This is a genomic window from Acinetobacter pittii ATCC 19004 = CIP 70.29, assembly GCF_000369045.1.
GTDB lineage: Bacteria > Pseudomonadota > Gammaproteobacteria > Pseudomonadales > Moraxellaceae > Acinetobacter > Acinetobacter pittii.
Genome location: NZ_KB849786.1, coordinates 766,054 through 792,922 on the forward strand (window position 1 = coordinate 766,054; position 26,869 = coordinate 792,922).

General features: G+C 38.1%; 27 protein-coding genes. 20 read left to right on the plus strand and 7 right to left on the minus strand.

Annotated features, from left to right (window positions below; all coding sequences use genetic code 11):
* Positions 1-55 precede the first annotated feature (55 nt).
* On the minus strand, positions 56-1,741 hold the full coding sequence (aspT, locus tag F928_RS07765) for an aspartate-alanine antiporter (RefSeq protein ID WP_005073523.1): 1,686 nt from the start codon (positions 1,739-1,741) through the stop codon (positions 56-58).
* A 1,003-nt stretch (positions 1,742-2,744) separates the two neighbouring features.
* Here aspT and pqiA point away from each other — a divergent pair.
* The 4 genes from pqiA to F928_RS07785 are packed head-to-tail and all read left to right on the plus strand — an operon-like array spanning position 2,745 to position 6,531.
* The gene (gene pqiA, locus F928_RS07770; RefSeq protein ID WP_005073524.1) at positions 2,745-3,353 is read left to right on the plus strand and encodes a paraquat-inducible protein A; all 609 of its coding nucleotides are present in this window, start codon (positions 2,745-2,747) and stop codon (positions 3,351-3,353) included.
* A complete protein-coding gene (locus F928_RS07775) occupies positions 3,350-4,159 on the plus strand; it encodes a paraquat-inducible protein A (RefSeq protein ID WP_005073526.1) in 810 nt (269 codons plus the stop codon). The genes pqiA and F928_RS07775 overlap by 4 nt, the downstream gene beginning before the upstream one ends.
* 7 nt (positions 4,160-4,166) lie before the next feature.
* On the plus strand, positions 4,167-5,834 hold the full coding sequence (gene pqiB, locus F928_RS07780) for a PqiB family protein (protein ID WP_031945749.1): 1,668 nt from the start codon (positions 4,167-4,169) through the stop codon (positions 5,832-5,834).
* Positions 5,824-6,531 (plus strand): PqiC family protein, encoded by a 708-nt coding sequence (locus F928_RS07785; protein WP_005073530.1) that lies wholly within the window; start codon positions 5,824-5,826, stop codon positions 6,529-6,531. The genes pqiB and F928_RS07785 overlap by 11 nt, the downstream gene beginning before the upstream one ends.
* Before the next feature lie 60 nt (positions 6,532-6,591).
* On the opposite strand, the gene uraH is transcribed toward F928_RS07785, so the two are convergent.
* Together uraH and F928_RS07795 are read right to left on the minus strand one after the other, a co-directional pair.
* Positions 6,592-6,993 (minus strand): hydroxyisourate hydrolase, encoded by a 402-nt coding sequence (gene uraH, locus F928_RS07790; RefSeq protein WP_005073532.1) that lies wholly within the window; start codon positions 6,991-6,993, stop codon positions 6,592-6,594.
* 10 nt (positions 6,994-7,003) lie between these two features.
* Entirely contained in the window at positions 7,004-7,471 is a 468-nt protein-coding gene (locus tag F928_RS07795) for a GlcG/HbpS family heme-binding protein (protein ID WP_080632668.1), read from the minus strand.
* A 125-nt stretch (positions 7,472-7,596) separates the two neighbouring features.
* Between F928_RS07795 and irlR the strand changes: the two genes are divergently transcribed.
* The 10 genes from irlR (at position 7,597) to colS (ending at position 17,911) form a co-directional block, all read left to right on the plus strand.
* Entirely contained in the window at positions 7,597-8,268 is a 672-nt protein-coding gene (gene irlR, locus F928_RS07800) for a heavy metal response regulator transcription factor (protein ID WP_005073535.1), read from the plus strand.
* Entirely contained in the window at positions 8,265-9,668 is a 1,404-nt protein-coding gene (gene czcS, locus F928_RS07805) for a heavy metal sensor histidine kinase (RefSeq protein WP_005073537.1), read from the plus strand. The genes irlR and czcS overlap by 4 nt, the downstream gene beginning before the upstream one ends.
* 96 nt (positions 9,669-9,764) lie before the next feature.
* A complete protein-coding gene (locus tag F928_RS07810; RefSeq protein WP_000770558.1) occupies positions 9,765-10,328 on the plus strand; it encodes a lipocalin family protein in 564 nt (187 codons plus the stop codon).
* A 118-nt stretch (positions 10,329-10,446) separates the two neighbouring features.
* The gene (gene desC, locus F928_RS07815; protein WP_005073539.1) at positions 10,447-11,418 is read left to right on the plus strand and encodes an acyl-CoA desaturase; all 972 of its coding nucleotides are present in this window, start codon (positions 10,447-10,449) and stop codon (positions 11,416-11,418) included.
* Complete coding sequence (locus F928_RS22340) at positions 11,415-12,677, plus strand: NAD(P)/FAD-dependent oxidoreductase (RefSeq protein ID WP_005073541.1); 1,263 nt, start codon at positions 11,415-11,417, stop codon at positions 12,675-12,677. Before desC ends, F928_RS22340 begins: the two co-directional genes overlap by 4 nt.
* A gap of 21 nt (positions 12,678-12,698) precedes the next feature.
* Positions 12,699-13,490 carry a DUF1365 domain-containing protein gene (locus F928_RS07825; protein WP_005073543.1) on the plus strand — a complete coding sequence of 264 codons (792 nt, stop codon included), beginning with the start codon at positions 12,699-12,701 and terminating at the stop codon, positions 13,488-13,490.
* On the plus strand, positions 13,487-14,686 hold the full coding sequence (locus tag F928_RS07830) for an SAM-dependent methyltransferase (RefSeq protein WP_005073545.1): 1,200 nt from the start codon (positions 13,487-13,489) through the stop codon (positions 14,684-14,686). The genes F928_RS07825 and F928_RS07830 overlap by 4 nt, the downstream gene beginning before the upstream one ends.
* A 29-nt stretch (positions 14,687-14,715) precedes the next feature.
* Positions 14,716-15,495 (plus strand): DUF1295 domain-containing protein, encoded by a 780-nt coding sequence (locus F928_RS07835; protein ID WP_005073547.1) that lies wholly within the window; start codon positions 14,716-14,718, stop codon positions 15,493-15,495.
* Positions 15,496-15,503: 8 nt separating this feature from the next.
* Complete coding sequence (locus F928_RS07840; RefSeq protein WP_005073549.1) at positions 15,504-16,550, plus strand: SAM-dependent methyltransferase; 1,047 nt, start codon at positions 15,504-15,506, stop codon at positions 16,548-16,550.
* A 32-nt stretch (positions 16,551-16,582) separates the two neighbouring features.
* Positions 16,583-17,911 (plus strand): sensor histidine kinase, encoded by a 1,329-nt coding sequence (gene colS, locus F928_RS07845; protein WP_005073552.1) that lies wholly within the window; start codon positions 16,583-16,585, stop codon positions 17,909-17,911.
* Here the strand turns inward: colS and cusR are convergent.
* The 3 genes from cusR to F928_RS07860 are packed head-to-tail and all read right to left on the minus strand — an operon-like array spanning position 17,908 to position 19,654.
* Positions 17,908-18,603, minus strand: a complete 696-nt coding sequence (gene cusR, locus F928_RS07850) for a response regulator transcription factor (RefSeq protein ID WP_002119620.1) — start codon at positions 18,601-18,603, stop codon at positions 17,908-17,910. The genes colS and cusR overlap by 4 nt on opposite strands.
* Positions 18,604-18,620: 17 nt before the next feature.
* Entirely contained in the window at positions 18,621-19,115 is a 495-nt protein-coding gene (locus tag F928_RS07855; protein ID WP_005073555.1) for a chalcone isomerase family protein, read from the minus strand.
* Positions 19,082-19,654: a nuclear transport factor 2 family protein gene (locus F928_RS07860; RefSeq protein ID WP_005073557.1), complete on the minus strand. Its 573-nt coding sequence runs from the start codon at positions 19,652-19,654 to the stop codon at positions 19,082-19,084. The genes F928_RS07855 and F928_RS07860 overlap by 34 nt, the downstream gene beginning before the upstream one ends.
* 280 nt (positions 19,655-19,934) lie before the next feature.
* Between F928_RS07860 and racD the strand changes: the two genes are divergently transcribed.
* The 4 genes from racD to F928_RS07880 all read left to right on the plus strand — a co-directional run bounded on the left by racD (position 19,935) and on the right by F928_RS07880 (position 23,128).
* On the plus strand, positions 19,935-20,624 hold the full coding sequence (racD, locus tag F928_RS07865) for an aspartate/glutamate racemase family protein (RefSeq protein WP_005073559.1): 690 nt from the start codon (positions 19,935-19,937) through the stop codon (positions 20,622-20,624).
* A gap of 58 nt (positions 20,625-20,682) precedes the next feature.
* Positions 20,683-21,102 carry a PH domain-containing protein gene (locus F928_RS07870; RefSeq protein WP_005073561.1) on the plus strand — a complete coding sequence of 140 codons (420 nt, stop codon included), beginning with the start codon at positions 20,683-20,685 and terminating at the stop codon, positions 21,100-21,102.
* 172 nt (positions 21,103-21,274) lie between these two features.
* Positions 21,275-22,648 (plus strand): PQQ-dependent sugar dehydrogenase, encoded by a 1,374-nt coding sequence (locus F928_RS07875; protein ID WP_005073562.1) that lies wholly within the window; start codon positions 21,275-21,277, stop codon positions 22,646-22,648.
* 27 nt (positions 22,649-22,675) lie between these two features.
* A complete protein-coding gene (locus F928_RS07880; protein WP_005073564.1) occupies positions 22,676-23,128 on the plus strand; it encodes a GNAT family N-acetyltransferase in 453 nt (150 codons plus the stop codon).
* A 58-nt stretch (positions 23,129-23,186) separates the two neighbouring features.
* On the opposite strand, the gene F928_RS07885 is transcribed toward F928_RS07880, so the two are convergent.
* Positions 23,187-24,389: an MFS transporter gene (locus F928_RS07885; protein WP_005073565.1), complete on the minus strand. Its 1,203-nt coding sequence runs from the start codon at positions 24,387-24,389 to the stop codon at positions 23,187-23,189.
* A gap of 138 nt (positions 24,390-24,527) precedes the next feature.
* On the opposite strand from F928_RS07885, the gene F928_RS07890 reads away from it, so the two are divergent.
* A complete protein-coding gene (locus F928_RS07890) occupies positions 24,528-25,088 on the plus strand; it encodes a TetR/AcrR family transcriptional regulator (protein ID WP_002119582.1) in 561 nt (186 codons plus the stop codon).
* A 457-nt stretch (positions 25,089-25,545) separates the two neighbouring features.
* Entirely contained in the window at positions 25,546-26,844 is a 1,299-nt protein-coding gene (locus F928_RS07895) for a dicarboxylate/amino acid:cation symporter (protein ID WP_002119617.1), read from the plus strand.
* The last annotated feature ends 25 nt before the right edge of the window (positions 26,845-26,869 follow it).

Genomic DNA, 26,869 nt, shown 5'->3' on the forward strand with positions numbered 1-26,869 from the left:
GGACGTCTCCTTAATTATAGTGAGATGAATAAAATTTCTAATTCAATGTATAAAATCAGGCCAAGCCTACAATCAGTGGTCCGAGCAAGGTTAAGAACACATTTGCTAGGGCATAGGTAATTGCAAATGGAACGGTCGGAATCGAGTTTCCTGCTTTGTCTAAAATTGCACCAAATGCAGGGTTTGCACTGCGTGAACCAGATAGTGCACCTGCCATTACTGCAACGTTGTCATAACGCAGAACATAACGAGCAAAGAGCATGGAAAGTAGGAGAGGAACCAGTGTTACCACAACTCCAATCATAAAGAGTGAAAGACCACTTTCTTTAATGGTTTGAATAGCTTGTAAACCTGATTGTAAGCCGACGGCAGCAACGAAGCCTGCAAGACCCAAATCTTTAAGAAGCTGTGAAGCTGCTAAAGGCATATTGCCATGCACTTGATTTCTGCTTCGAATCCAACCAAACAGAAGACCTGATAGTAAAGCACCGCCACCGGCACCAAGAGTTAATGGCACATCACCTAAACGAATCACAAAAAGACCAATCACTAAGCCAACCACAAGGCCTGCACCATGGAAAATCCAGTCCGTTTTTAAACTTTCAGGTAGGGCTTTACCTGCTTCTTTCACCAAGCGGTCAAGGTCGCTTTTTGTACCATATACGGTGACCACATCGCCTTGACGTAAAACGGTGTCATCACTTAAAGGTTGTGGCTCATCCTTACGTTTAATCGCAAGTACATAAATACCGTGCTTTAAATACGTAGGCGTATTGGCCTTAATGTCTCCTAAAGTACGGTTGAGATATTTAGAATTTCTTAGGATGACATCGCTGGTATCCATAATCATTTCCATACCTTGCGATGACTGTAATTCGCTACCGATTTGCTCGGCAACTGAAACTACATTGGCACGGCGACCAACCAGTAAAATGACATCGTCTGTTTGTAAAGTTAGCTCGGGAGCGACATCAATAAACTGATCTTTACGTTTTAACCGTTCAATCGTAATACTCGGCTCTTTTGCTTCAATTTCCGCAATAGTTTGCCCATTGGCTTGTTTAACTTTATAAATACGGCCAACAATTTCGGGCATTGCCAGTTCTTGGCCTGGGGCTAATTCAAAAGCACCTTTGAGCCGTTCACTTTGAGCTTTTAAAGCATCGTCGTGAATTTCTTTACCCATAAATTTAGGTAAGATATTCACACAGACAATAATTGCTCCCAATGAACCGAAAATGTAAGTGACCGCATAGCCAATCGCGACATTTGCTTGAAGTCTTTGAATTTCTGCGAGGGGGAGATCGAGTCTAGAAATTGCATCTCCCGCAGTCCCAATAATGGCTGATTGAGTCATGCCGCCCGCAGCGAGACCCGCAGCCAAACCTTTATCGAGATGAAAAATTTTAGCCATCACTAAAACAGTGACTAAACCACACACTGCCATGAATACTGCTAAAAGAATTTCTTTTATAGACTGTGGCCCAAGCGATTTAAAAAACTGTGGACCACTTTCAAAGCCAACTGCGTAAATAAAGAGGGCAAATAAAATTGCTTTAACACCGTTATCGACAGGTACGCCAATAAGGCTTAAAACAACTGCGACGAGTAAGGAGCCTGCGACTCCACCAAACTGAAATTTTCCAAACTGGAATTGTCCAATCCAGAAGCCTATTGCGAGTGATAAGAACAATAATATTTCGGGGCTGTGCTTTAAAACACCTTGTAACCATTCAATCATTTTGATCTCACTTTTATTATTAGCTCTATCTTTAATATATAAATTTATTTATTTTTCATTTTTAAAATACAGTATGAAAATTACTTAAGCAAACCTTCAGGTTTAGTGGTTTTCTTAAGTTTAATTATAAAAAATAATGTGCTTAAAATACGTGTGAACTAAGGTCTGGTGGTAATTCTGAGTGTTTAAATCAACTATTAATTTTTTAATGAAAGGTAAAATTTATTTACAATAATATAAAGAATATTTTATGAGGTTAAAGCGTCTTGCTTATATCTAATCTTGAAAATAGATTTTTAATATATTGATATTTAAATAATTAATTTTTAATTGCTAGACTGGTCTTAATTTTTATATAAATTAAAAAATAATCTACTTAAAATTAGTTTTTTGATAATTGTGTCGCATAAATTAATTTTTAATATATTTAAATTAATCTTCATAATTACATTTATTTTAAAGAAAAATATAAGATTTGAAATTGCCGTTCTTGAATAGAATGTATATTTGAATATAAAAGTGATTAATGTTTTGGTTTTATATTCTAATTAAAATTATCATATTAAAAAGAGAGGGTTAAAGATTTAGAAACTTGAGAGTACTCTATGAGTGCTCATATTTTTAAGTAAATCCCTGCCCGCCTCTATAACCAACACGCTATTCTTTTGTACTGTTTTTCCAATCACTCACATGCCGTACTGTTCAGAAATGCTAAATTTTTGATGGTTTCGTGCTGTCACATGCTGATCTCAGATAATTTGGTCATAAAACTGTGTTATCTCAGCTTAAGCCTTTGACTTTTAGGTTCTATTTTAATTTGGCCACAGAATTTGTACAGATTATTCAGCAGTTTCAATAATATATTGAACAGTAGACGGTAATTTTCATCTCAAAATTTATGATGACTTGGATAGTTTTTCGATTGATTTATATTTTAATTTACCTTAGTAATAAAAAGAGTTTTGTGTGACACAGTTAAAACTATAAATCTCAGAGTATAACTATGAAGCTTAAAGAATTAGCAGGTTGTGAGGAGTGCGATACTGTCTATCGTAGAACCCCGCTTGCTTATGGAAAAAGAGCTTATTGCTTATGCTGCGGTGCTGAACTCTATCGGCACACCAAACCTTTTCCGACACTATTGGCATTAATCTTAACGGCGTTGATCGTATTTATTATTGCCAATAGCTTTCCTATCGTAAAAATTGAATTGCAGGGCAACATCTCTGAAACCACCTTACTGGGTGCGGTCTGGGTGATGTTCCATTATGATCGGGCTTTTGTTGGCATTCTTATTTTAATCACCACTTTTATTGTGCCACTTTCCTATCTTTTATTACTCTCCTATGTGTTGGGCACAGTAAGCGTATTGAAGAAAAGACCCACATTTTTAGTATTTGCCTTACGTACACTTTATTTTATGAGAGTGTGGGGAATGGTTGAGGTCTTCTTAATTGGAATCTTGGTCACGCTTGTGAAGTTAATGGGAATGGTGTTGGTGATTCCCGAGATTGCGTTATGGGCATTTGCGATTTTAAGTGTATTGTTGGTCTATATTACTTCCATAAAGGTGAGTGATATATGGAACGAAATTGATAGGTCACTGCCATGAAAACGATAAAAAATGTGACCCAAACACAAAGCTCGCAGCAAGGGTCAATGCTTAAGCAATACCCAAGAGCCAAAGATCTCTCATTAATTGTGTGTCACTGCTGTGGGGTTGTAAATTCTGCTCAAAATGAAAAGAGACAACTCAACCAAAGCCATCAGGTGTCACGTTGTATTCGTTGTAATAGCGTACTGCATTCACGTAAGCCAGCGAGTTTAAATCGAACTTTTGCCTTAGTGGTAGCTGCGACCATTCTCTATATTCCCGCCAATGTACTTCCAATGACGGTGACTGACTCACTGTTGGGTAGCCAGCAAGATACCATCATGAGTGGGGTCATTTACTTTTGGCAAAGTGGAGACTATCTGGTTTCAGCGGTCATTTTCATGGCCAGTATTTTTATTCCCATGCTAAAGCTACTGATTTTGTATTTTTTATTGGTGGCGGTATATCTGCAACAATCGTCAGCATGGAAGTTTTTACCTGAGCAATGCGTTAAATTATATCGAGTTGTCGAGTTTATCGGCCGTTGGTCAATGATTGACGTATTTGTGGTGGCACTTTTAACAGCGCTCATTCAGATTCAGTCGCTCGCTACCATTTTAGCAGGGCCGGGTTCGATTGCTTTTGGTGCAGTTGTAGTGTTAACCATGTTTGCATCTTTAAGTTTTGATCCACGACTTATTTGGGATAACTTCTATGCATCTCAAAATACAAATAAGCCTTCTTCCTTTGCCTCAAACAAAACCAAGATTATTCAGGCAGAACATCCGCCGTTGAATAATGATTCCATTAATCCCAGTCAATAAAAGAACAATGAGTATGTCTGAAAATGAAATAACCCCTGGTAACTCAGATCGTCGTGATCCAGATGTTGAACTGGATAGCATGAATGATTTGCCAGAACCCCAAGAAAAGAAAAGTCGATGGAAGCCTCTTTTAATTTGGCTCATTCCATTGATTGCTCTTTTAATCGCGCTTTCATTAGCGATAAAAGCGCTCTTGTCTCATGGCCCGACCATTGACGTATCTTTTAGGACGGCTGAGGGATTGGTCGCGGGTAAAACAACGGTCCGTTATAAACAGGTGGATATTGGCGTAGTACGGCAGATTGATCTTTCAGAAGACCGTTCACATGTGATTGCCAGAATTGATTTGCGTAAAGATGCGAGTAACTTTGCCGCGAAAGATTCACGGTTTTGGGTTGTGCGACCACGGATTGGGACGAGTGGGGTTTCAGGAATAGACACATTATTGTCAGGTTCATATATTGAAGTGGATGGTGGTAAGTCGGAAGAGAAAAAGCTTGAATTTACAGGCTTAGAAGTACCGCCAGTGATTACTTCCGATGTGCCGGGTAAAGAATTTTTCTTAAATGCAGATGACTTGGGGTCTTTAGATGTCGGTTCCCCAATTTATTATCGTCGAATTAATGTGGGCCAAATTACAGCCTATAAATTGTCAAATGATGGTAAAACTGTAGAGTTGCAAACTTTTATCCGTGCACCATATGACAAGTTTGTCACCACAGATGCACGTTTTTGGCAGGCGAGTGGTATTGATGTGAGCCTGAATGCTTCAGGATTTAGTTTAGATACTCAATCGCTGGCAAGTATTGTCGCGGGCGGTATTGCTTTTGGAATTCCTGAAAGCTCTCGTGCTACTACAGCGGCAAATCATAGTCGCTTTAATCTATGGGACTCGAAATCTGAGGCATTAAAAGACCCTGACGGGCAACCTCGCGGTGTGATTATGTACTTTGATCATTCATTACGTGGACTGTCTGTTGGCGCGCCAATTGATTTCATGGGCATTGAAATTGGTAATGTTAAATCAATTAATGCAGAGTTTTATAACAACTATAAGCAGATTCGTATGCGTGTTGAGGCGGTCATCTATCCGTCACGCGTTGAGAATGGACAGGCACTCAATCCAAACAGCAATATTTTCAAAGATTTTGTTGAACATGGATGGCGTGCTCAAATGAGAACAGGCAACTTGCTCACGGGTCAAAACTATATTGCCCTAGATAAGTTCCCTAAAGCTAAACCAGCCACATTACAAATTTTGAGTGATGACCGTGTGGTGATTCCAACTACACCAACTGAACTGAGTGGCTTACAAGCACAAGTTTCTCAGATTGCTGACAAGTTAACCAAATTCCCGTTAGTTGAGATTGGGCAAGATGTACGTAAAACGCTCAACAATATGAACACAGCCATTGAGTCTACCGACAAACTGGTTAAACAGTTAGATGGAAAAGTTGCACCTGGCTTACAAGCAACCTTGGACGATGTTCGTAAAACTGTAAGATCGTCAGAGTCTATTTTGTCGAGTGATGCGCCGTTACAGCAAGACGTACGTAAAGCATTGCAGCAAATGACACGTGCGGCTGCTTCATTACAGTTAATGGCAGACTATATTGAGCAACATCCTGAATCAATTATTCGTGGTAAAACACCAGAGACCGATGATGAAAAATAAAAACATTCTATCTTTTCAACATCCTAAAGCAGCCAAATGGCTGCTTGGGAGCGGCCTGTTTTTAACGGCTGTTGCCATGACGGCATGTTCGAGTTCGCCAACGCCAAACTATTATACGATGTCCCCTAAAATTACTGCGGCTACAAAATCAACTGTGCAGGTGATTGAGGTATTACCTGTCGGGATTCCAGACCGATTGGACCGTGCGCCTTTGGTGCTCCAAGATAGTAGTGGTAAGTCTACGGTGTTAAATAATGAACGCTGGACATCAACCATGGGTACGCAATTACGCGATACCTTGTCGGCGGGTTTACAGCAAAAATTAGGGGCAATTGACAGTTATAGCAGTGGGCTAGCTGGAAACAATCAGCCTTTATATCGAGTTTCTACAGACTTTTCTCATTTTGATATTGTAGATAAAAGCTATATTAATATTGCGGTGTCTTGGGTAGTGAAGCGTCAAATACCGCCCACTCAATTAGAGTCAAATAATGCAAAAGTCATCACGAATGCAGGATCTCAGCTCAATTGTCGAATTGCTTTCAAGCAGCCGATTGATCAAAAAACTAAAAAGATGGATGCGATTGTGAGTGCTTCAAGTGAAGCAATGACTCAAATTATTAATACGGTTTCTTCTTCAATTGTTGCATTAGATTTAAACAAGAAGTCGGTTATTAGCAATGGTGTTTGTTCATAAAACCAAGCGCTTTTAACCAACCCCTTTATTTGTGTACAACAGATAAAGGGGTCTTTTATTTTAATTGCCTCGATAGGTTGAGTAACCGTAAGGGCTAAGTAGTAACGGAATATGGTAGTGGTTTACGCTTCCATCAACTTTAAAAATTACAGGAACCTCGGCAAAAAAAGTTTGTTGTTTGTTCTTTTTAAACCAGTCTTCTGTTTTAAAAGTAACTTTATAAATACCTTGCTCTAGTTTTTTATTTTCTGGATAGAGCGCAGTAATACGACCACTTGAATCGGTCACTTGCTCATTGAGTTTAATCCACTGGTTATTGGTGTTTTTTTCTAAAACCACTTCAACCTGAGAAGAGGGCAAACCCGTTTCTAGATTTAACACGTGCACACTTAGCGGATTAGTTTGTGCAAATGTAGCGGAAGCAATAAATAACGAAGATAAAGCAATAAATGATTTAAGCATGTTGAACTCCTTATGAATGAAAAACGGTTTCAATGGCTTTGTTTGCGCATTGATTGTCATTTTGTGCGCCGCCAGCACCGGCAACCCCAATCGCTCCGATCACTTGGTTCTCAAAACGAACAGGCACGCCGCCCCCTAACAAAAGTAAATTTGCTACGGTGGTTAAATTTTTTGCATCGGGGTTTTGGTTACTGTTTTGGCTTAAAACCAAGGTCGATGTTTTGGTAGAGAAAGCGGTATAGGCTTTTTTCTCGGCAGCCATTAAATTATGCGGACCCACCAGCTCATGCCGTTCGGCAGTTAATGGATTACCGCCGCGATCTACAACAACAACCGCAATATTTTGGTTTAGTTTTTTACATGCCTCTTTCGCACTGTCGGCTAACAGGTGGGCAGTTTTGAGATCTAACGAATAAACTTGATTCAAAGCAGGGGGCTGTGCAAAAGTACTATTACCAAATAGCACGGCTGCTAACATCAGCCAGTTCAATTTTTTCATAATGATTGCCTCTAAGTCGCTTTGAAAATCTTAAACAAATTGCTTAATTTTAAGCATGACAATCACATTACAAAGTTGTCATCTTTCAAATGAGTCTCTACAAAATGCGTATCCTTATTATTGAAGACGAGATCAAGATCGCCACTTATTTGGTCAAAGGATTAAAAGAGTCTGGATATCAAGCGGAGTGTGTTCACTTAGGGCTGCAAGGTTTGGAAATGCTAAAGAGAGATCAATATGACTTGCTTATTCTTGACGTCATGTTGCCGGACATAGACGGCTGGAGCGTATTACAGATCCTACGTCAGTTTTCAAAAATTCCGGTGATTTTCTTAACGGCAAAAGATCAGGTGATGGATAGAGTTAAAGGGTTAGAGTTGGGTGCAGATGATTACTTGGCTAAGCCTTTTTCCTATATTGAACTATTGGCACGCATTAAAAGCCTGTTAAGAAGACAGCAATATCTGCAAGAAAACGAGTTGACTATTAGCGATTTAAAAATGGATTTGGTTGCTCATAAAGTATGGCGTAGTGGCAACTTAATTGAGCTGAGCAAAACCGAATTTAATTTGTTGCGTTACCTTTTGCTCAACAAAGAACAAATCGTAACACGCAGACAAATTGGTTCCGAAGTTTGGAATATTAACTTTGACACTGATACCAACTTTATTGACGTTGCCGTACGCCGTTTACGAAGCAAAATTGATGAGGGATATGAGTTAAAACTCATTCATACCATACGTGGCTTGGGCTATAAAATTTCGGTTAGCTTATGAACTTTAAATTTCTACGTTCTCTTGAAGTACGTATTACATTACTGGTCACGCTCTGTTCTGCCTTAATTTTATGTTCAGTCGGCTTTATGACCTATTTAGGTATTAACCAGATTTTATTAAAGCAGCAAGATAAAGCTTTAGCAGACAGAATTAATCGTTTGGAAATTTTGCTACAAGATAGCGAAAATGTAGAGCAAATCATTGCGCGTCCTAAGCTGTATCAAAACATGCTCGGCAACCAAGACAACTTGTTTCTGCTCATCCATAAAGACAAAACTTTAATTAATATCAATCCGCTCCATATTCAACTGCCTGAGCTTGCACAGCGCGACAGTCTTCAATTTCAAGATTTAGCCAATAACTCATATCCAACGCGTATTGCTTGGAAAACCATAAAAATTAATAACGAACCTTATCTGCTCATTGCAGGTAAACAGTGGTCGGAACGCATTAATATTCTTTTACCTTTTCAAGAAAGTCTCTTGATGTATGTGGTCGGGGGCGTGTTTGCAATCTTTGTGCTTTGCATTTTAGCGTGTCATCTTGGTTTAAGATCGCTGCAACAGCTTCGCAAGCAAACTCATTCTATTAACGTAAATCAGCTACAGAAACGGTTAAACCTCCCAAATTCACCTTTAGAAGTTGATCTACTTTCAAAAGATATAAACCATATGCTTGAGCGTATTGAAAAGGGTTATACCCAGCTCAACCGTTTTTCTGAAGATATTGCACATGAGTTCCGCACACCTTTAAATAATCTGATTGGGCAAACCGAGATTGCTTTAACTGGCGAACGTTCGGTTGAACAATATGAAGATTTACTGGTTTCTCATTTAGACGATTACCACAGATTAAAACGCATGATTGATAGCATGCTTTTCTTGGCAAGAGCCGATCAGAAAATGGTGCTTGTAAACAAACAAGAAATAAACGTCCAAGATGTTATAGATGGGCTATGCCAGATTTTTGAATATCAAACCGAGGAACAAGACTGTCATTTTAGTTTTAACTTAGAAACTCAAAAGTTATTTGCAGACCCAGAGTTATTTCAAAGAGCCGTTTATAACCTGATTTTAAATGCGTTGGTTCACGGTGGTGACAAGCGAACTATTTATATCGCAACAAAACATAAGATGATTGAGCATAAGCAATGGGTCAGCCTAACTGTGGTAACGGGTGGTATTTCAATTGCTGAACATCAACTTGAGCATCTTTTTGAAAGATTTTACCAATGCCACTCAAGTCGAAGTGATGAGAATCAAACAGGTGGATTAGGCCTATCGATTGTTGCTTCAATTATGGATCTACATCATGGCCGCTATCGAGTTTATAACACGGTTGAGGGTGTGTGCTTTGAGCTTGATTTTCCAGTTGCCGATGCTCTAAAGAAATACAATTAAATCCTTATTAATGTTGCTTAATTTTTAAAATTCACACTTTGTTCACAGCCCTCTGAAGTATGTTTAAACGTATGAAATAAACAGAAGAGGGCAATCATGAAATTATTATTTAAATCACTTGTCATCAGCAGTAGCCTTGCAGCGGTCAGTTTAATGCTTCCTTTGAGCACCTTTGCAGACACCAATACTAAACCTGTCGCTGTTGATTCTATTGATATTAATAAATACGCAGGTAAGTGGTATGAAATTGCGCATTTACCGATGTTTTTTCAGCGTAATTGTGTAGCTAATACAACTGCAAACTATTCTATTAACGCGGACAAAACCGTTGGTGTTTTAAATAGCTGTACGACAAAAAAAGGCGAAATGATCTCATCTGAAGGAGTTGCTTATCCGCAAAATGAAGGCAACAGTAAATTGAAGGTGAGCTTTTTACCTTCTGGTCTTAGATGGATTCCTTTTACAAAAGGCGATTACTGGGTTTTAAGAGTTGACCCAAATTATCAGGTCGCTTTAGTGGGTGGCCCAAGCCATAAATATTTATGGATTCTTTCTCGTAGCCCTCAACTTGATGAGGCGACATATCAATCTTATCTGCAAACCGCAAAAAGCTATGGCTACGACGTTTCTAAACTCGTTAAAACAACACAGTCTAAATAGTGAAATGCTGGTTGCGTAGATGCTTATATTTATCTCTAATTGAGTGAACTTCACATAAAATTCATTGCGCATTTTCTAAATTAGAACCAAAAGAAATGCTTTAGATCAGGAAGAATCAATGTCTAAATTTTTTCTGCGCTGGATCGATAGCTGGTCAGATTCAGAAAATGCGCAAGTGGGTGCTTCTAGCGAATATGTCATTGAAAAGAACATTCAATGGTTAAGAATTATTCCTTTTATTTTATTACATATCGCTTGTTTAGCAGCGTTTTGGGTGGGCATATCTTGGTTTGCTGTGATCTTCATGCTGGGGTTTTATTTTCTTCGCATGTTTGCAATTACTGCTTTTTTCCACCGCTATCTTTCGCATAAGACTTTTCAGACATCACGTATTGTCCAATTCATTTTTATACTGATCGGAACGATGAGTGCACAGCGCGGACCGTTATGGTGGGCAGCACATCACCGTTATCACCATCACTTTACCGACACCGATCAGGACCCGCATTCAGCGAAAGCAGGCTTCTGGTATTCGCATGTAGGCTGGTTTTTAAATGAGCAGAATTTTGCCACTCGAAAAAAAGTCATTAAAGACTGGTTGAAATATCCAGAGCTGATTTGGCTAGACCGATTTAGTTTGCCTATTGTGATTTTGACGGCCTTAGCAATTTATGGATTAGGTTCATGGCTTGCGCAACATTTTCCTGAGTTGGGCACCAATGGCTTACAACTTTTAGTGTGGGGATTTGTGATTTCCACTGTTCTATTAACACATGCAACCTTGTGTATTAATTCACTCGCTCATCGTTATGGCTCACGTGAGTTTAATACCCCAGATGATAGCCGTAATAATTTTCTACTTTCTTTAATTACCTTGGGTGAAGGATGGCACAACAACCATCACTTTTACGCAGGCAGTGTGCGACAAGGCTTTTATTGGTGGCAGATTGATATCACCTTTTATGTGCTTAAACTGATGTCTTTATTTGGTTTGGTGTGGGGACTAAAGCCAGTACCAGACAAGGTTTATCAATATAAAAAGATTAAAAAACTATCGATAGAAAAAGTTGAAAACGGTGAAGTGTTATGAAAATTGCCATTATTGGTTCAGGTATATCTGGACTTTACGCAGCTTGGAGATTGTCAGAACAACATCAAGTCACTGTGTATGAAAAAAATAACTATTTTGGCGGTCATACTGACACTCACGAGCTAGAGATAGAAGGCACTAAAGTCGCGGTAGATAGTGGTTTTATTGTGTTTAACGACTATAACTATCCGTTATTTACCGACATGCTTAAAAAATTAGGTGTAGAAACTCAAAGCAGTGATATGAGTTTCTCGGTGAATAATCTGGTGAGTGGACTTCAATATAATCCTTCAAAAAAATGGTCGCTCTTTGCCCGTCCGCAGAACTTTTTAAACCGAAAATTTCTGCAAATGCTCTCAGATTTGCTGCGTTTCTATGATGACAATAAAGATATAGATGTGGCGGATATCGATCCTAATTTATCGATTGAAGAGTATTTGGACCTTCACAAATATAGTCATGAGTTCCGTTATGAGCATCTTTATCCGATGTGCGGTGCCTTATGGTCGGCACCCGTTGAGCAGGTAGGCCAAATTCCATATCGATTTGTCGTGAGCTTTTTTCAGCATCACCGCATGTTGCAGTTAAAAGAGCGGCCGCAATGGCAAACGGTTAAACACGGTTCAGCAAGCTATATTCGTGCTATTCAAAAGAATTGCCGATCCATTGAGTGGAAATTTGCAGAAGTAAAAGCTGTGAGCCGTTCACTAGAAACAGTTTTGATCGAAACCGTTGAAGGGCAAGAGCAATATGACTGGGTGATTTTTGCGAGCCATGCTGACGATAGCCTAAGTTTAATTAAAGATGCGTCGGAGCTTGAACAAGAAATATTAAGCCAATTTGGTTATCAAGATAATCGAATGGTCGTCCATCGTGATCTTTCAATTATGCCTAAAAGCCGTTTGCAGTGGGCAAGCTGGCATGTACATGTAACACCAAAATCTCAAGTTCAAAACGATGAGTCCGACATACATTATGGTTTTACCTACTGGATGAACAATTTGCAGAATTTACCTTGCGCTACTCAGGTTTTTTGCACTTTAAATCCGAATATGAAAATCAAAGCCGAAGACATTTTGGTTGAGCGGCAATACCGACATCCCGTATTTGATGCAAAAGCGATTCAAGCTCAATCTCGTTGGCACGAAATTAATGGGCAAAATCGTACTTCATTTTGTGGAGCATATTGGGGCTGGGGCTTTCATGAAGATGGTGCCCGTAGTGCAGCACGTGTTGTTGAGCAACTCTTAGTGTTATAAGAATAAATAAGGAGCTTTCAAATGTTATTAAATAAACTTGCTATCGCTCCTGCGCTTATTCGTCATCGGCGTTATAGCCCTAAACCACATGAGTTTAGATCGACCTTAAATTATTTATGGTTCGATCCAGATCAATTAGTTGATATCACAAAAGATTGTTCACTCTGGTCGACGGATCATTGGAATGTATTAAAGCTATCTAAAAATGATTTTTTAAACATGTATCACGGTTCTATAAGGGATAGAGTAGAGAAAGCGATACTGCAAAATAATCACTTACATCTTCGGCCAGACTGGCAAATTCGAGTCTTGGCTTTGCCTCGTTGTTTAGGTTTTCGGTTTAATTCGGTCGTATTTTATTTTGTTTTAAATAAAGCCGGAAAACCGCTCTTTATTCTTAGTGAAATTACCAACACTCCATGGAATGAACGAAAACTCTATATACATGACTGTATAAAACAACAAAGTCAGGTGGGTGATTATCAGAGTTTTGATTTTAACTTTGAAAAATCATTTCATGTTTCGCCGTTCATGCCCATGCAGTTGACTTACCGTTGGCGATTTAGTTTTTCAGATCAGCAGAATGTCATTCACATGCAGCTTTTTGAAGAGCAAAAACAAGTCTTTGATGCCACTATGCGCTTTGAGCTTGTGCCCATCACATTTCCTTCACAGCAATATCGATATGCTCTTATAAACAGCCTAGCGCCTTTTAAAATGTTGTTTTCAATATATTTAGAGGCATTTAATTTGTGGCGAAAAAAAGTTCCATTTTATCGTCATCCTAAAAAGATCAAGGTAGATAAGACATGATAAAAACATTTCTTTATGGTGAAGATGACTCACTACCGTTACTGCTCAAGAGTCTTCTCAAACTACGTCATGGACAGATCACTTTTCAGGGCGCGTGGAATGGGACGGTCGGTGAAGTTTCAGACTTACATGCTGTGATTGAAGTTCACAATCCTTTATTGATGGATCTTATTTTAAAAAATGGTGTTTTGGGAGCAGCAGAAGGCTACATTCGTGGTGACTGGAGCAGCGAGCACCTTGTCGAGTTGATTCAGATCTTGGCACGTAACCGAGCTGTATTAGACCAAATCAACCAGAATATTATTGCTCAAGCGAGCCAGTTTTTTCTTAAAGCTTGGTATCAAAATCGAAAGAATTCTATAAGTGGTAGCCGTAAAAATATTGCTGAGCACTACGACTTAAGCAACGACTTTTTTAAATTATTTTTAGATCCGTCTTTAATGTATTCGAGCGCCGTTTTTGAAAATGAAAACATGACACTCGAACAAGCATCTGATTTAAAAAAAGAGATCATTTGTAAAAAGTTAGATTTAAAACCACTAGATCATTTGGTTGAAATTGGAAGTGGGTGGGGTGGTTTTGCAATTTATGCAGCTCAACATTATGGCTGTAGAGTAACTACCATTACCATTTCACAAGCTCAATATGATGAAGCCGTTACTCGTGTAAATGAAGCTGGCTTGGCACATCGAATTGATGTGCAACTTAAAGACTACCGTTTGCTCGAAGGTAAGTTCGATAAGCTGGTTTCAATTGAAATGGTTGAGGCAGTTGGTGCGCAATATTTATCGATATACTTTGATCAATGTAAAGCACTCTTAAAACCGAAAGGTTTGGCATTTATTCAAGCCATTACCATTGAAGATTTCCGATATAAAAAAGCACTAAATACAGTTGATTATATTAAGCGCTATATTTTTCCTGGTAGCTTTATCCCTAGCATAAGTGTATTGACTCAAACCGCCTCTGAGAGTGGTTTAAGGTTGAAGCATTTAAATGATATTGGTTTAAGTTATGCGCAAACAATTCATCACTGGCGAGCACGGTTTTTAACCGCACGAGAAGAAGTATTGGCTCTGGGGTTCGATGAAAACTTCATTCGCATGTGGGATTTTTATTTATGTTATTGCGAAGGTGGTTTTAAAGAAGGCGTGATAAGCAATGTTCACTTGTTGTTTGAAAGTACCAGTTACTGACTCAAACCGCTCAAGTAAGGAGACTGTTCATGTTTTGGAATTTACTGATTCTAGATTTAATGATCATGTTGCTGAGCTGGTTACTTGCCACTCTAAATGGCCGAGCTGGAATTGTAGATGCTGCATGGAGTTTCTGTCTGGCAGTAAACATTATCGTGTCTTCTTTACTCATTTCAGTTGCTCCAGTTGAAGTGCGTCTTTTTATCGGTATTTTTAGCGGCTTATGGTTTTTAAGATTGTTTTGGCATCTGTTAAGACGTTATCAATCTGAACAAAAAGAAGATGGCCGTTACGCGAGCATGCGTAAAGCGATGGGTAAGTTTCAGCATATTGGCTTTTTATTCTTTTTTATCTTTCAAACACTTTTAGTGCTTTTGTTCTTTTTGCCGATGTGGACGCTACTCAATGTAGAGGCAATTGAATGGAGTAGTGGATATAAAGTCGCTTTAGTAATTGCAGCTGTCATCATGGCAATTGCTTTTATTGGAGAGCAGCTCGCTGATCAGCAGTTATACCGATTTAAATTAAATCCAGATCATCATGGCAAAACCATGGATCAGGGTTTATGGCGTTATTCACGTCACCCCAATTATTTTTTTGAATGGTTGCATTGGTTTGCCTATCCAATTATTGGTTTAGCGGCAGGCCAATATGTATTGTGGATTTATCCGTTACTTATGTGGCTATTTTTATATTACGTCACGGGTATTCCATTTAGTGAAAAACAAGCAATTAAAAGTCGCGGTCAAAATTATCTTGATTATCAACAAAAAACATCAATGTTTATTCCGCGAAAACCCAAAAAATAGGTGCGCATATGGATTTTATTGTTCATCAGTCTTTGAAAATTGTTGAAAGTGGTGTGATTCCAGATCATGCAATTCGAGCTGCAATTCGTGCTTTAAGTAAAAAGCGCTTAATCCAAGAAGGCCGTTATGACCCTGAGCAAGGAGCGCAGCGCTACATGGATGTGCTTAATATGCTGAAGAAGAGCGAAATCGCGGTTGAAACGGATAAGGCAAACGAGCAGCACTATGAATTGCCGACCGAGTTTTTTCAGGCGGTGCTTGGAAAAAGACTCAAATATAGTGCGTGTTATTTTCCGACTAAAACAACAACTTTAGATCAGGCAGAAGAGTTGGCTCTTCAGCTTTATTGTGAAAGAGCACAACTTAAAAACGGTCAACAGATTTTAGAGTTAGGCTGTGGTTGGGGCTCTTTAACTTTGTGGATGGCAGAAAACTATCCAGGCTCACAGATTACGGCTGTTTCAAATTCTGCAACTCAGAAAAAGCATATTCTTCGGCAAGCAGAATTGAGAGGTTTAACCAATGTTGAAGTGCTTACCTGTGATGTGAATGTACTTGACTTAGACCAAGACAAGTTTGATCGTGTTGTATCGGTCGAAATGTTTGAACACGTTCGTAATTACCAACGTCTTTTTGAAAAAATTCAGGGCTGGTTAAAAGCAGACGGCTTACTTTGGTGTCATATTTTTTGCCATCGCTTTTTACATTATCCTTTTGAAGTAAAATCAGATTATGATTGGATGTCCAAGTATTTCTTTACTGGCGGTTTAATGCCTTCGACTTCGACTTTTTTGCATTTTCAAGAGCATTTAGAGTTGGCTCAACAGTGGCAGTGGTCGGGTGAGCACTATATGAGAACGGCAAATGCTTGGCTTGATAACATGGATAACCAAGAAGTCGAACTGAAGCCCCTGTTTAAAAAAATCTATGGAAAAGATGCCAATATTTGGTGGCAACGCTGGCGTATTTTCTTCATGGCTTGTGCTGAGTTATTTGGTTTTGAGCAAGGTCAAGAATGGGTCATTGGTCACTTTTTATTTAAAAAGCGATCATAGTAATTTCTATAGCCTATCCCGGCGATAAAGATATGATAAAAACTCGACATGATGGCAAAGCGAGTCATCCATTAGCCCAAATGTTCAATCGATATTACTGGTTGCAGATTGGTCTGATTGCATTATCGATCGTGGTCGGGTTGGCTTGTAGTGCTTGGGTGATTAAGGGCTCTTTACTTAAAACCGCTTTAGAACAGGAAATGGAGCATTACTGGTTACGCATAGAACGTAATCCAAATGCTGATTTACCAGATACTAAAAATTTATATGGATATCGGTGGAATACACAGGCCGCGCCTCAACCTTTTCGGGGCATGCATTTAGAGAGTGGCGTGCACCGAGTATTCGTTGATGGTAAAGAACGAATGACGGTCTATGGTGAGCGTAATGGTCAGCATGTTCTATTGGTATTTGGCGAAAGCAATGTTAATAAGCTGATCTGGTTATTTGGTCTTGCTCCACTGATGTTCAGCTTATCTGTTCTATATAGCTTTTTGTGGTGGTCAAACCGAAGAGCAAGACGCTATTTTTCTCCAATTACGCGCTTAGCGAACGCTTTAGAAAATATTGATTGGGCACATCAAGATACTCAGGCATCTCCTTTTAGAGATATTAATACCAATGGCAACATGGAAGCCGAATATCTCAAACAAGCTTTAGAAAAATATCATCAAGTTTTAAGTGATTTTATTCGACGTGAAAGAGAATTTACTGGAGATGTGAGCCATGAGTTACGCACTCCACTCACCATTTTGAAAGGTAATGTACAACTGTGTCAGGCGAAATACGGAGACGATAAATCCTTAGTCCGTCTTCATAACACAATTGAAGATATGCAGCTGCTCGTTGATACCTTACTTGCGATTGCACGTAATACGGTACAGAGCTTGCCATCTGAGAAAAATTTATTATCGAAAACGGTAAAGGATCTTGTTGAAAGTTTAGAAGCGGTAAGTGCAGGTAAAGGGATACAAATTAATATTCAACCTGATGTTTCTGAGCAGCCACGTTGGTTATATCCTTCGATGACTCAAATGGTTTTAGGTAATATTTTACGTAATGCCCTGAACTATTCTCAAGGCTCACAAATCGACATTATTCAACAAAAAAACAGCCTGATTATTGCAGATAATGGAATTGGAATTTCTTTACCTAACGATGTAAAGGTGCAAGAGCTAAGCGACACACAACTTTCCTTAAAGGCTAAAGGCCATGGAATTGGTTTGCAATTGGTACAAAAGCTTTGCAAACAACTAGGATGGAGAGTGGAGCTGTTTGATCGACAATATTATTTAACCACTCATCCTGAACTCGATTTGGAGCCAACCACAGGCTTAATTGTTGTGGTCTATTTAAGTTAAGTCGCGGAATCTTCCAAAGCAATTTTTAAACCGACACCTGCCACTGTATGTAATAGTTTAGGATCAAAAGGTTTATCAACCATTTTTCTTAGGTTATAGATATGACTGCGTAACGCATCGCTTTCAGGTTCTTCGTCTCCCCATAATTCCATCATCAGTTCTTGCTTAGTCACTACTTTTGGAGACTGGCGCATCAAAATTTTTAATAGTTTAAATTGAATAGGGGGTAACTCGATATTATTTCCAGCACGAACCACAGTTTGAGTTGAGCTATCAAGAATTAAGTCGTGAATTTGAATTTTATGGTGAGTGACTTCACCAGCTGCTCTTTTTATTAATGCACGAATCCGCATCACTAATTCATTAAAATCAAAAGGTTTTACCAAATAATCATCTGTGCCAGCAGTAAAACCTTTAAGTTTGTCATCTAAAGTATCTCTTGCTGTGAGCATAAGAACGGGAATATCAACGCCTTGTTCGGTACGTAGCCAGTTACATAGGTCATAACCCGAGCCATCGGGCAAATTTATATCGAGCAACAAAAGATGATAATGCTGAGATTTGAGAAAAGTCCGTGCAGCATCTAAATTACGTGCATGATCGACAACATAATCATGCACTTCAAGAAATTCGCAGACCGTTGCTGCGAGTTCAAAATGGTCCTCAACCATGAGGATAAAGTGATTACCCATGAGATTTTATTAAGCCATTAATTTAATAATTGTTGTTTTAATTTAGCATTAAACGGTTCGCTACCAAACCAGATTTTAAAATATTGATTTGCATTTGGATTGTTCAAAGAGCCGAGTAGCTTCTGGTTTAATTTTAATTCTAGTTTTTGATTTTCATGTTGATAGTAGAGACTATAAAGATCTCCACTCTTAATTGGCCTATATAGTTCATTAATATGATTAAGCGGGGATTTCGCATCAAAGCCGCTAACATTTTTCTTCAAAAAGTGGGTTGCTGCGCGTTTAAATGCCCACTCGGGAATATCGCGGTTATAGCTAAAGTCCATTTTGATGCTTTGGTTCTGCCAATTTTTTAGGCAATCTTCAGCAAAGTAACTGACATTTCCCACTTTCTTGCTCGTCACCATTAAAGGAGCTGAACTGCATTTTTTTAGTTCAGCCGCATTGGCTTGAGATACGATTAAGATTCCCAGAAATATCAAGATTCGACTTTTTTGAACGGTAATACCCATTTATATACTCCTCCAAATATTGGTAAAGAACGGTAAAGGCCATTTGCCGGATCCCAATAATCTTGCTGGAAAATAATTTTTTGTTGCTCATTAATCTTAATTTGACTAATTCCATAAGAAGCCATGGTTTTTGAGCGACCTAGCATTTTAAAGTCATAGGTCATGTACCAATGAATGTAGGCTGTATCTTGGTGATGAGTTGCACTAATGAGTTTTACCGTGACATTACTCACTCGGGCATTCATGCCTTCAAAATGCTTAATCAGATCTTTCTTTTGAGAGAACTGCGAGAGTGTATCGTTGATATAGAGCTGATCAGCGTAAAGATTGCTAGCATTATTTACAAAAGAAGGAGTACCGAGCGTATTAAATGCAGCGACAAAACGATTGCCGACATCTAGCGCCTGTTGATCATCTAATTCTATACCAGTAATTTTTTGTTCAGCTTTGCCATAGTCACCTGAGTAACTAGGCACACTTTTACACGCCGTTAAACCTACCAAAGTAATCAACCCTAGGGCTGTAGTTATAATTTTCATGTCGATATCCAAGCCAACTTTATAAGATCAAATTAAAGAGCTGGTCGTGAATTTTGCGTGAATTCTTATGTTTTATGATTTGGGTTTAATGGAGAGCGTTTTCTGTTTTGGAAATTTAATAAACTAGGTCTAATCAACTTAAAAATTTCTATCGACTTCACAGCGTTTAAGATTAATAAATAAGATAAGCAAGAAAAAATTTAAGAAAGCAATTTTATTCTAGCTGCGCTTTACTCATAAGAGATATAGATAAGTTTTGAATAAATAGAAAGGTTCAATAATGAAAACAATCGGCTTATTAGGCGGAATGAGTTGGGAATCTACAGCGCTTTATTATCAACAAATCAATAAAATGGTTCATCGTAAATTAGAAAAATTGCACTCTGCTAAGGTCATTATTAATAGTGTTGATTTTGAAGAAATAGCAGCCTTGCAAGCGAAGGGTTTATGGCAAGAAGCTGGCGCATATTTAGCTGAGCAAGCGCTAAATTTAGAAAAAGCAGGGGCAGATTGTATTTTGGTGTGCACTAACACCATGCATAAAATTGCTGCACAGATTGAAGATTCAATTTCGATTCCTTTCTTACACATTGCTGATGCAACCGCAAAAGAAATTTTGGGTCAAAATATTGGTAAAGTTGCACTGTTAGGAACAGCTTTTACAATGGAGCAAGATTTCTATAAATCCCGATTGAGGGATTATGGAATTGATGTTGTTATTCCAAATGAAGCCGACCGAAAGACAGTTCATCGCATTATTTATGAAGAACTTTGTTTAGGCGTGATTAACCCTGATTCACAGCAAAAGTATATCGCTATTGTAGAAAGACTTATAGCTGAAGGCGCACAAGGCATTATCTTGGGTTGTACTGAAATTTGTATGTTAATTGGTGAGCATAAATTCTCGGTTCCTTTATTTGATACTACGACCATTCACGCCAAAGAGGCGGTGAGTTTTGCTTTAACTTAAGAAGATAAATTAGAAACAATAAATTGTTAGGAATTAATTTTAAAGATGGAGGATAACTTTGAAATTTAGATCAAAAATTGATTGGTGGCTTTTATTAATATTTGTTGTGATCACTGCCAATATCGTTATGAAAATTTATGAAGCAAATTATCATTATTCTTTAGCTTCAAATTTTCCACACCTCGTCATTTATAGTTTAGTCATTTTGGTTATTTGGCTTCCCATCTTTAACACGTATTACGTAGTAGAAAACAACACATTAATCATTAAGAGCTTGGTATTTCGATGGAAAATTAATATCAATGATATTACTCAAATAGAACCTACCCATAATCCACTTTCTTCTCCAGCATTATCGCTAGATCGACTTAAAATTTATTATATGAAAGATGGAAGAATGGCTACAGTAATGATCTCGCCCAAAGATAAAGAGAGCTTTTTAAATACTTTAAACAATAGTTCTGGGACAAAGTTCTAATTGATAGTTAATGAAGAAAGTAAATTAAGTGCCTAATAAATACTCAGTTATGTATTAGATTTTTGAAAAATACGGTCTGTAATGCTCAGCACAGTTAAATAAATCAACTATAAGTCTCTCTTCTAAAGCATTAACCTGTATTTATTGCGAATAAATAAAATGGAGATAAAAGATGCTTAACGATTTTTTGAAGCCAACTTTAGGCATTACGGTTGTATGTGTACTTGCAGGATGTGCATCATCATCTCAATATCCGATTGCCGAGAGTTATGGCCCAGAACCAAAACTTCCTGAGCCTAAATCGAGCTTATTACCGACCGTTAATATAGCCCCGGCAGAAGGTTGGCCAAATGGCGCTATGCCAACTCCAGCAGAAGGTTTAAAGGTCAAAGCATTTGCCAAAGGACTTGAACACCCTCGCTGGCTTTATGTATTACCAAATGGCGATGTATTGGTTGCTGAAACAGATGCTCCGCCTAAACCGGAAGACAGCAAAGGTATTAAAGGTAAAATCATGACTTTTGTGATGAGGCGTGCAGGCTCATCTCATCCGAGCGCAAACCGTATTAGTTTACTTCGTGACACCAATGGAGATGGAGTCGCTGACCAGAAAACGGTATTCCTTAAAAACTTAAATTCTCCATTTGGTATGGCATTGGTAGGTAATAACTTATATATCGCCAATACGGATGCACTAGTACGTTTTCCTTATCAAGAAGGGGAAACTCAAATTACAGCCAGTGGAACCAAAGTATTGGACTTACCGGGTGGTGCTTTAAACCACCACTGGACCAAAAATGTAATTGCTAATCGCGAAGGTACAAAGCTCTACATTACTGTCGGTTCTAACAGTAATGTTGCTGAAAATGGTTTAGATCAAGAAAAAGGTCGTGCACAAATTACAGAGTTTGATATTGCAAGTGGTCAGTCTCGCCCATTTGCAACAGGACTACGTAATCCTAATGGTATGGCTTGGCAACCTCAAAGCGGTAAACTTTGGACAGTGGTTAATGAGCGCGATGAAATCGGTAGTGACCTAGTACCCGATTATATGACTTCGGTTCAAGACGGTGCTTTTTATGGTTGGCCTTATAGCTACTATGGTCAACATGTAGATGTGCGAGTAAAACCGCAAAATCCTGAAATGGTTGCTCGTGCAATTAAACCCGACTATGCACTAGGCAACCATACGGCTTCTTTAGGCCTTGCATTTTATGCAGCCGAACTGATGCCACAATTTAGAGGTGGGGCATTGATCGGTCAGCATGGTTCTTGGAACCGTAAACCTCACAGTGGTTATAAAGTCATTTTTGTACCATTTAGAAGTGGTCAGCCTTCTGGTCCACCGCAAGATATTTTGACTGGATTCCTCAGCGATAAAGGCAAAGCGTATGGTCGCCCTGTGGGTGTAGCAATTGATTTCTCAGGTGCTGTGTTAGTTGCAGATGATGTGGGCAATACGATTTGGCGCGTTTCGCCAGTTGCAGAGACAACTTATGAGAGTCCAACCCAGCAATCCATTAGTAGTTCAGTGACTCAACCTTAAAAAGGTTGGACAAAATAGGTTTATTTTATGCAAATATTACGGTTATCTGATTACCCTCAATACAAAGAAATGGCTGCACAGTGGTTTTCTGAAAAATGGCAAATCCCTGTGGAAGCCTATCTTGATAGCATTCAGATTTCCATTGATCAAAAACATGCTATTCCACAGTGGTACATTGTTTTAAATGAAGATAAGCATTTAATTGCTGGAGCAGGAGTCATTGATAATGACTTCCATGAGCGTAAAGATTTAACACCAAACTTATGTGCTTTATTTGTAGAAGAGAACTATCGAAACCAAAATATTGCAAAGCACATTTTAGATTTTATACGTGAAGACTTGAGTAATCAGGGCATCCAAACACTTTATTTAATAACAGACCATACCGAGTTTTATGAAAAATGTGGTTGGCGGTTTTTAATGTTGGTAAAGGATGAGGAAGGCGAGATGGTACGTATGTATGTAGCAGATACTTTTTAATAGAATTTAAAGAGCATCTAAAAAAAATAGCCTCTATAGAGGCTATTTTTTTATAGGCTTATTTACTTTTAAAGTTTTTAAAAATCAAAAGAAGGGCAACAAACGATAGTAAAATAATAAAACTAATATAACTATTTGCTGTACTCATCAGCCCAATTTTCCCAACAAAATAGCCAGCTAAAATTGCTGGAACACTAAAAGCCAAATAACTTTCAACAAAAAATGCAGCCATAAGTCCTGCGCGTTCCTCTGGTAAAGCTAGAGGCATTACTGTGCGAATTGCTCCCATGAAAGCTGTACCAAAACCCACACCCGTAATAATAGAACCAAGAAATAAAACTACTGCATTTGTAAGATTAATTGCTAAAAATAAAACAGTTGAACCAATAGCAATTGAAAGAGTACCTATTAATAAAATACGATAATTTGTCGACTTTCTAAGCGTTAATATACCTGCCGCACCTGAGAGTGCTAGCGCTATAAACATAACACCGTTTAGCCATGCAGATGAAGTATGGAAAATTTTTGCCAGTAAAGAGGGCATAAGTGATAGGAAGAAACCACTGACCATCCAAAGAGCAATATTAATAGGGCTAATACTCAATAAAGCACTTTTTGTTTGTGGAGGAATAGCCATATTGGGCTTTAAAGAGGCAAGAGCACCCGATCTCTTTTGGGCTGTTTCAGGAGTAAAAAAACTTAAAATGAGTTCACAAACAAGAAGAAGACATAAAAATTCAAAAACAAGCTGTAACGGTTGGGCAGAGAATTGCAAAATAGAACAAGTTAGAAATATACCAACAGCCATGCCGACCATTGGTGCGATACTATTAATAAGCGAACCCTGAAGCTTACTAAAATCTAAAATTGCTGCGCCTATAGCCGAGACAGCAAGCCCTGTTGCGATTCCTTGTAAGCCCCGTGCAATAAATAACATCGAAACATCTGAAGCAAATAAGAAAAAGCTCATCGAAATAATTTGCAGAAAAATGGCTGCAATAATGACAGGACGACGTCCAATATAGTCAGACAAAGAACCAATAATCAGTAATGAACCCAGCAAAGTAAAAGCATAAGTTGCAAAAATTAAAGTCAAAGTGACAGGTGAAAATTGCCAAAGCTGTTGGTATAGACGATAAAGTGGAGTCGGTGCACTAGACGCCGCCATAAAAGTCATGAGCGTGATTGTATTAAGTGTCAATGCACTTGCACTATCTAACTGAAAAACTGATCCAGACCGTTTTGAACTTGAATTGTTCATATAAGATGAATAACATAAAAGCGAATATTTAGCTTTTATACATTATTTTTACACTAAAGCAAATCTTTAGCTTTAGTGTATTTTGTATATAGATATAAATATTTATAAATTTTTTGATTCCTTTTACAGAGTTTATAAATGGCAAAAGTTGTTACTGGCTTACGTCCTGGCGGTCGTAGTGAAAGAATTCAAACTGCGGTGCACCAAGCGGTAAAAGAGCTTCAAAAAACCTTAGAGCAGACCCAAATTACCATACCTATGATCGCTCATGAGGCAGGAGTAACACCTTCGACAATTTACCGCCGTTGGGGCGATATTAATCAGCTATTTTCAGATGTAGCCCTAAATGAACTTAAACCTGATATGGAACCAAAAGATTTAGGTTCATTTCAGCTAGATATCACTGCATGGATTGAACAATATTTTGAGGAGTATTCTTCTGAAGTTGGTCAAACATTATTGCGTGATGTGCTATATACAGCCGACTCTTCAAATGCAAGAAAATGTGAAACCTTAATTATTCAACAACTTGATATTATTCAAGCCAGAGCTAGATCGCGTAATGAACCCACTATAAATAATGAAGAAATTATCGAAGCTGTTATTGCCCCTATGCTATTTCGCATCTTATTCACTGAACGTACCTTAAGCTTAGATTACGTCCACATTTTATTGGAACGGTTATTTAACGCTCCCTAATTTGAATTAATTTATCAAAGCCTATTAGTAGGATTTTTTTAACAAAAAAGAGACACTTTATCTTGTTAAAAAATTATATATCAATTTTTCTTATTATTTTTAAACTAAATTTTCATAATTTATAATTTACATGTTTTTTATAAAATCATTTATTTAATAAATGTTGTGCTGGTATGAGACAATTAAACTTCTACAGCCATTTTTGTGCATGTTTTTACTTAAAATATTAAGATTAAATAATGCTTTATAACGAATTTTGGTTATTTTTTTATTTTTTAAAACTAGAAAATTAAAATGATTTTATATAATTTATTGCATGATTATTGAATTTGACATTTTTTAAATTTATAACACAGGCCGTTTTTTATTCTTTACAATGGCTTTTCCTTGATAAAGCAGCTTGTGGTGCACGCTTTATATTTTATTTTTTTATCCCCATCGAAAAGGTATTTAGATAATGGATTTCAATACCCTTGACCAAGAAACGGTACAGAAAAAACAGAAGTTTCACCAAATTTTGTATGTACAGGTCATCTTTGCAATTATTTTGGGCATTTTAATTGGTCATTTTTACCCAGAACTTGGCGAAAGTTTAAAACCGCTTGGTGATGCATTCATCAAGATTGTTAAAATGATTATTGCTCCCGTCATCTTTTTAACCGTTGTTACAGGCATTGCCAGTATGACAAACATGAGCCGAGTCGGCCGTGTAACTGGTAAAGCTATGCTTTATTTCCTTACCTTCTCAAGCTTGGCGCTTGTGGTTGGTATGATTGTGGCAAATATTATCCAACCAGGTAAAGGTCTTAATATTGACCCCGCTACCTTAGTCAACGACAAAGTAAATACTTACGTTGAAAAGGCGCATGCAACAAATATTACTGACTTCTTCATGAATATTATCCCGCAAACACTCGTCAGTCCTCTGGCAGGTGGCGAGATTTTGCAGGTTCTGTTTGTGGCGGTATTATTTGGTATTTCTTTGGCTGCATTGGGTGACCGTGCACGTCCAATTACCGACTTCTTAAATAACTTAACAGCTCCAGTTTTTTACCTTGTTGGTATGTTAATGAAGCTTGCTCCAATCGGTGCTTTTGGTGCAATGGCTTTTACCATCGGTGCGTATGGAATCGAATCAATTGGTAATTTATTACTATTAATTATGACGTTCTATATTACAGCAGTGTTGTTTGTCATCGTAATTTTAGGAGCAGTAGCCCGTTACAATGGCTTCTCAATTATTCATTTAATCCGTTATATCAAAGATGAACTTTGGTTAGTTTTAGGAACAAGTTCTTCTGAAGCAGCTTTACCATCTTTAATGGATAAAATGCAAAAAGCAGGTTGTGAAAAATCGGTGGTAGGTTTGGTGATTCCGACAGGTTATTCATTTAACCTCGATGGTACAAATATCTACATGACTATGGCGGCTCTATTCATCGCACAAGCGTGTAATGTTGACTTATCAATTAGTGAACAAATTGCATTGCTTCTTGTGGCAATGGTAAGTTCTAAAGGTGCAGCAGGGGTGACTGGTGCAGGCTTTATTACTCTGGCTGCCACTCTATCGGTTGTACCAGCGGTTCCTGTAGCAGGTATGGCTTTAATTCTTGGTATTGACCGTTTTATGTCGGAGTGCCGTGCATTAACAAATTTAGTTGGTAATGCTTGCGCAACAATTGTTGTAGCACGATGGGATAAAGCTTTAGATAAAGATCTTTTAGATAAAGCTTTAAAGAATCCTAAAGCAGAATAATCTTATAAAAAATCTGTAGCTGAGG

Bases quoted from the DNA above. Each gene is read 5' to 3' on its own strand.
- aspT (WP_005073523.1), bottom strand. From the start codon at position 1,741: ATGATTGAATGGTTACAAGGTGTTTTAAAGCACAGCCCCGAAATATTA.
- pqiA (WP_005073524.1), top strand. From the start codon at position 2,745: ATGAAGCTTAAAGAATTAGCAGGTTGTGAGGAGTGCGATACTGTCTAT.
- F928_RS07775 (WP_005073526.1), top strand. From the start codon at position 3,350: ATGAAAACGATAAAAAATGTGACCCAAACACAAAGCTCGCAGCAAGGG.
- pqiB (WP_031945749.1), top strand. From the start codon at position 4,167: ATGAGTATGTCTGAAAATGAAATAACCCCTGGTAACTCAGATCGTCGT.
- F928_RS07785 (WP_005073530.1), top strand. From the start codon at position 5,824: ATGAAAAATAAAAACATTCTATCTTTTCAACATCCTAAAGCAGCCAAA.
- uraH (WP_005073532.1), bottom strand. From the start codon at position 6,993: ATGCTTAAATCATTTATTGCTTTATCTTCGTTATTTATTGCTTCCGCT.
- F928_RS07795 (WP_080632668.1), bottom strand. From the start codon at position 7,471: ATGTTAGCAGCCGTGCTATTTGGTAATAGTACTTTTGCACAGCCCCCT.
- irlR (WP_005073535.1), top strand. From the start codon at position 7,597: ATGCGTATCCTTATTATTGAAGACGAGATCAAGATCGCCACTTATTTG.
- czcS (WP_005073537.1), top strand. From the start codon at position 8,265: ATGAACTTTAAATTTCTACGTTCTCTTGAAGTACGTATTACATTACTG.
- F928_RS07810 (WP_000770558.1), top strand. From the start codon at position 9,765: ATGAAATTATTATTTAAATCACTTGTCATCAGCAGTAGCCTTGCAGCG.
- desC (WP_005073539.1), top strand. From the start codon at position 10,447: ATGTCTAAATTTTTTCTGCGCTGGATCGATAGCTGGTCAGATTCAGAA.
- F928_RS22340 (WP_005073541.1), top strand. From the start codon at position 11,415: ATGAAAATTGCCATTATTGGTTCAGGTATATCTGGACTTTACGCAGCT.
- F928_RS07825 (WP_005073543.1), top strand. From the start codon at position 12,699: ATGTTATTAAATAAACTTGCTATCGCTCCTGCGCTTATTCGTCATCGG.
- F928_RS07830 (WP_005073545.1), top strand. From the start codon at position 13,487: ATGATAAAAACATTTCTTTATGGTGAAGATGACTCACTACCGTTACTG.
- F928_RS07835 (WP_005073547.1), top strand. From the start codon at position 14,716: ATGTTTTGGAATTTACTGATTCTAGATTTAATGATCATGTTGCTGAGC.
- F928_RS07840 (WP_005073549.1), top strand. From the start codon at position 15,504: ATGGATTTTATTGTTCATCAGTCTTTGAAAATTGTTGAAAGTGGTGTG.
- colS (WP_005073552.1), top strand. From the start codon at position 16,583: ATGATAAAAACTCGACATGATGGCAAAGCGAGTCATCCATTAGCCCAA.
- cusR (WP_002119620.1), bottom strand. From the start codon at position 18,603: ATGGGTAATCACTTTATCCTCATGGTTGAGGACCATTTTGAACTCGCA.
- F928_RS07855 (WP_005073555.1), bottom strand. From the start codon at position 19,115: ATGGGTATTACCGTTCAAAAAAGTCGAATCTTGATATTTCTGGGAATC.
- F928_RS07860 (WP_005073557.1), bottom strand. From the start codon at position 19,654: ATGAAAATTATAACTACAGCCCTAGGGTTGATTACTTTGGTAGGTTTA.
- racD (WP_005073559.1), top strand. From the start codon at position 19,935: ATGAAAACAATCGGCTTATTAGGCGGAATGAGTTGGGAATCTACAGCG.
- F928_RS07875 (WP_005073562.1), top strand. From the start codon at position 21,275: ATGCTTAACGATTTTTTGAAGCCAACTTTAGGCATTACGGTTGTATGT.
- F928_RS07880 (WP_005073564.1), top strand. From the start codon at position 22,676: ATGCAAATATTACGGTTATCTGATTACCCTCAATACAAAGAAATGGCT.
- F928_RS07885 (WP_005073565.1), bottom strand. From the start codon at position 24,389: ATGAACAATTCAAGTTCAAAACGGTCTGGATCAGTTTTTCAGTTAGAT.
- F928_RS07890 (WP_002119582.1), top strand. From the start codon at position 24,528: ATGGCAAAAGTTGTTACTGGCTTACGTCCTGGCGGTCGTAGTGAAAGA.
- F928_RS07895 (WP_002119617.1), top strand. From the start codon at position 25,546: ATGGATTTCAATACCCTTGACCAAGAAACGGTACAGAAAAAACAGAAG.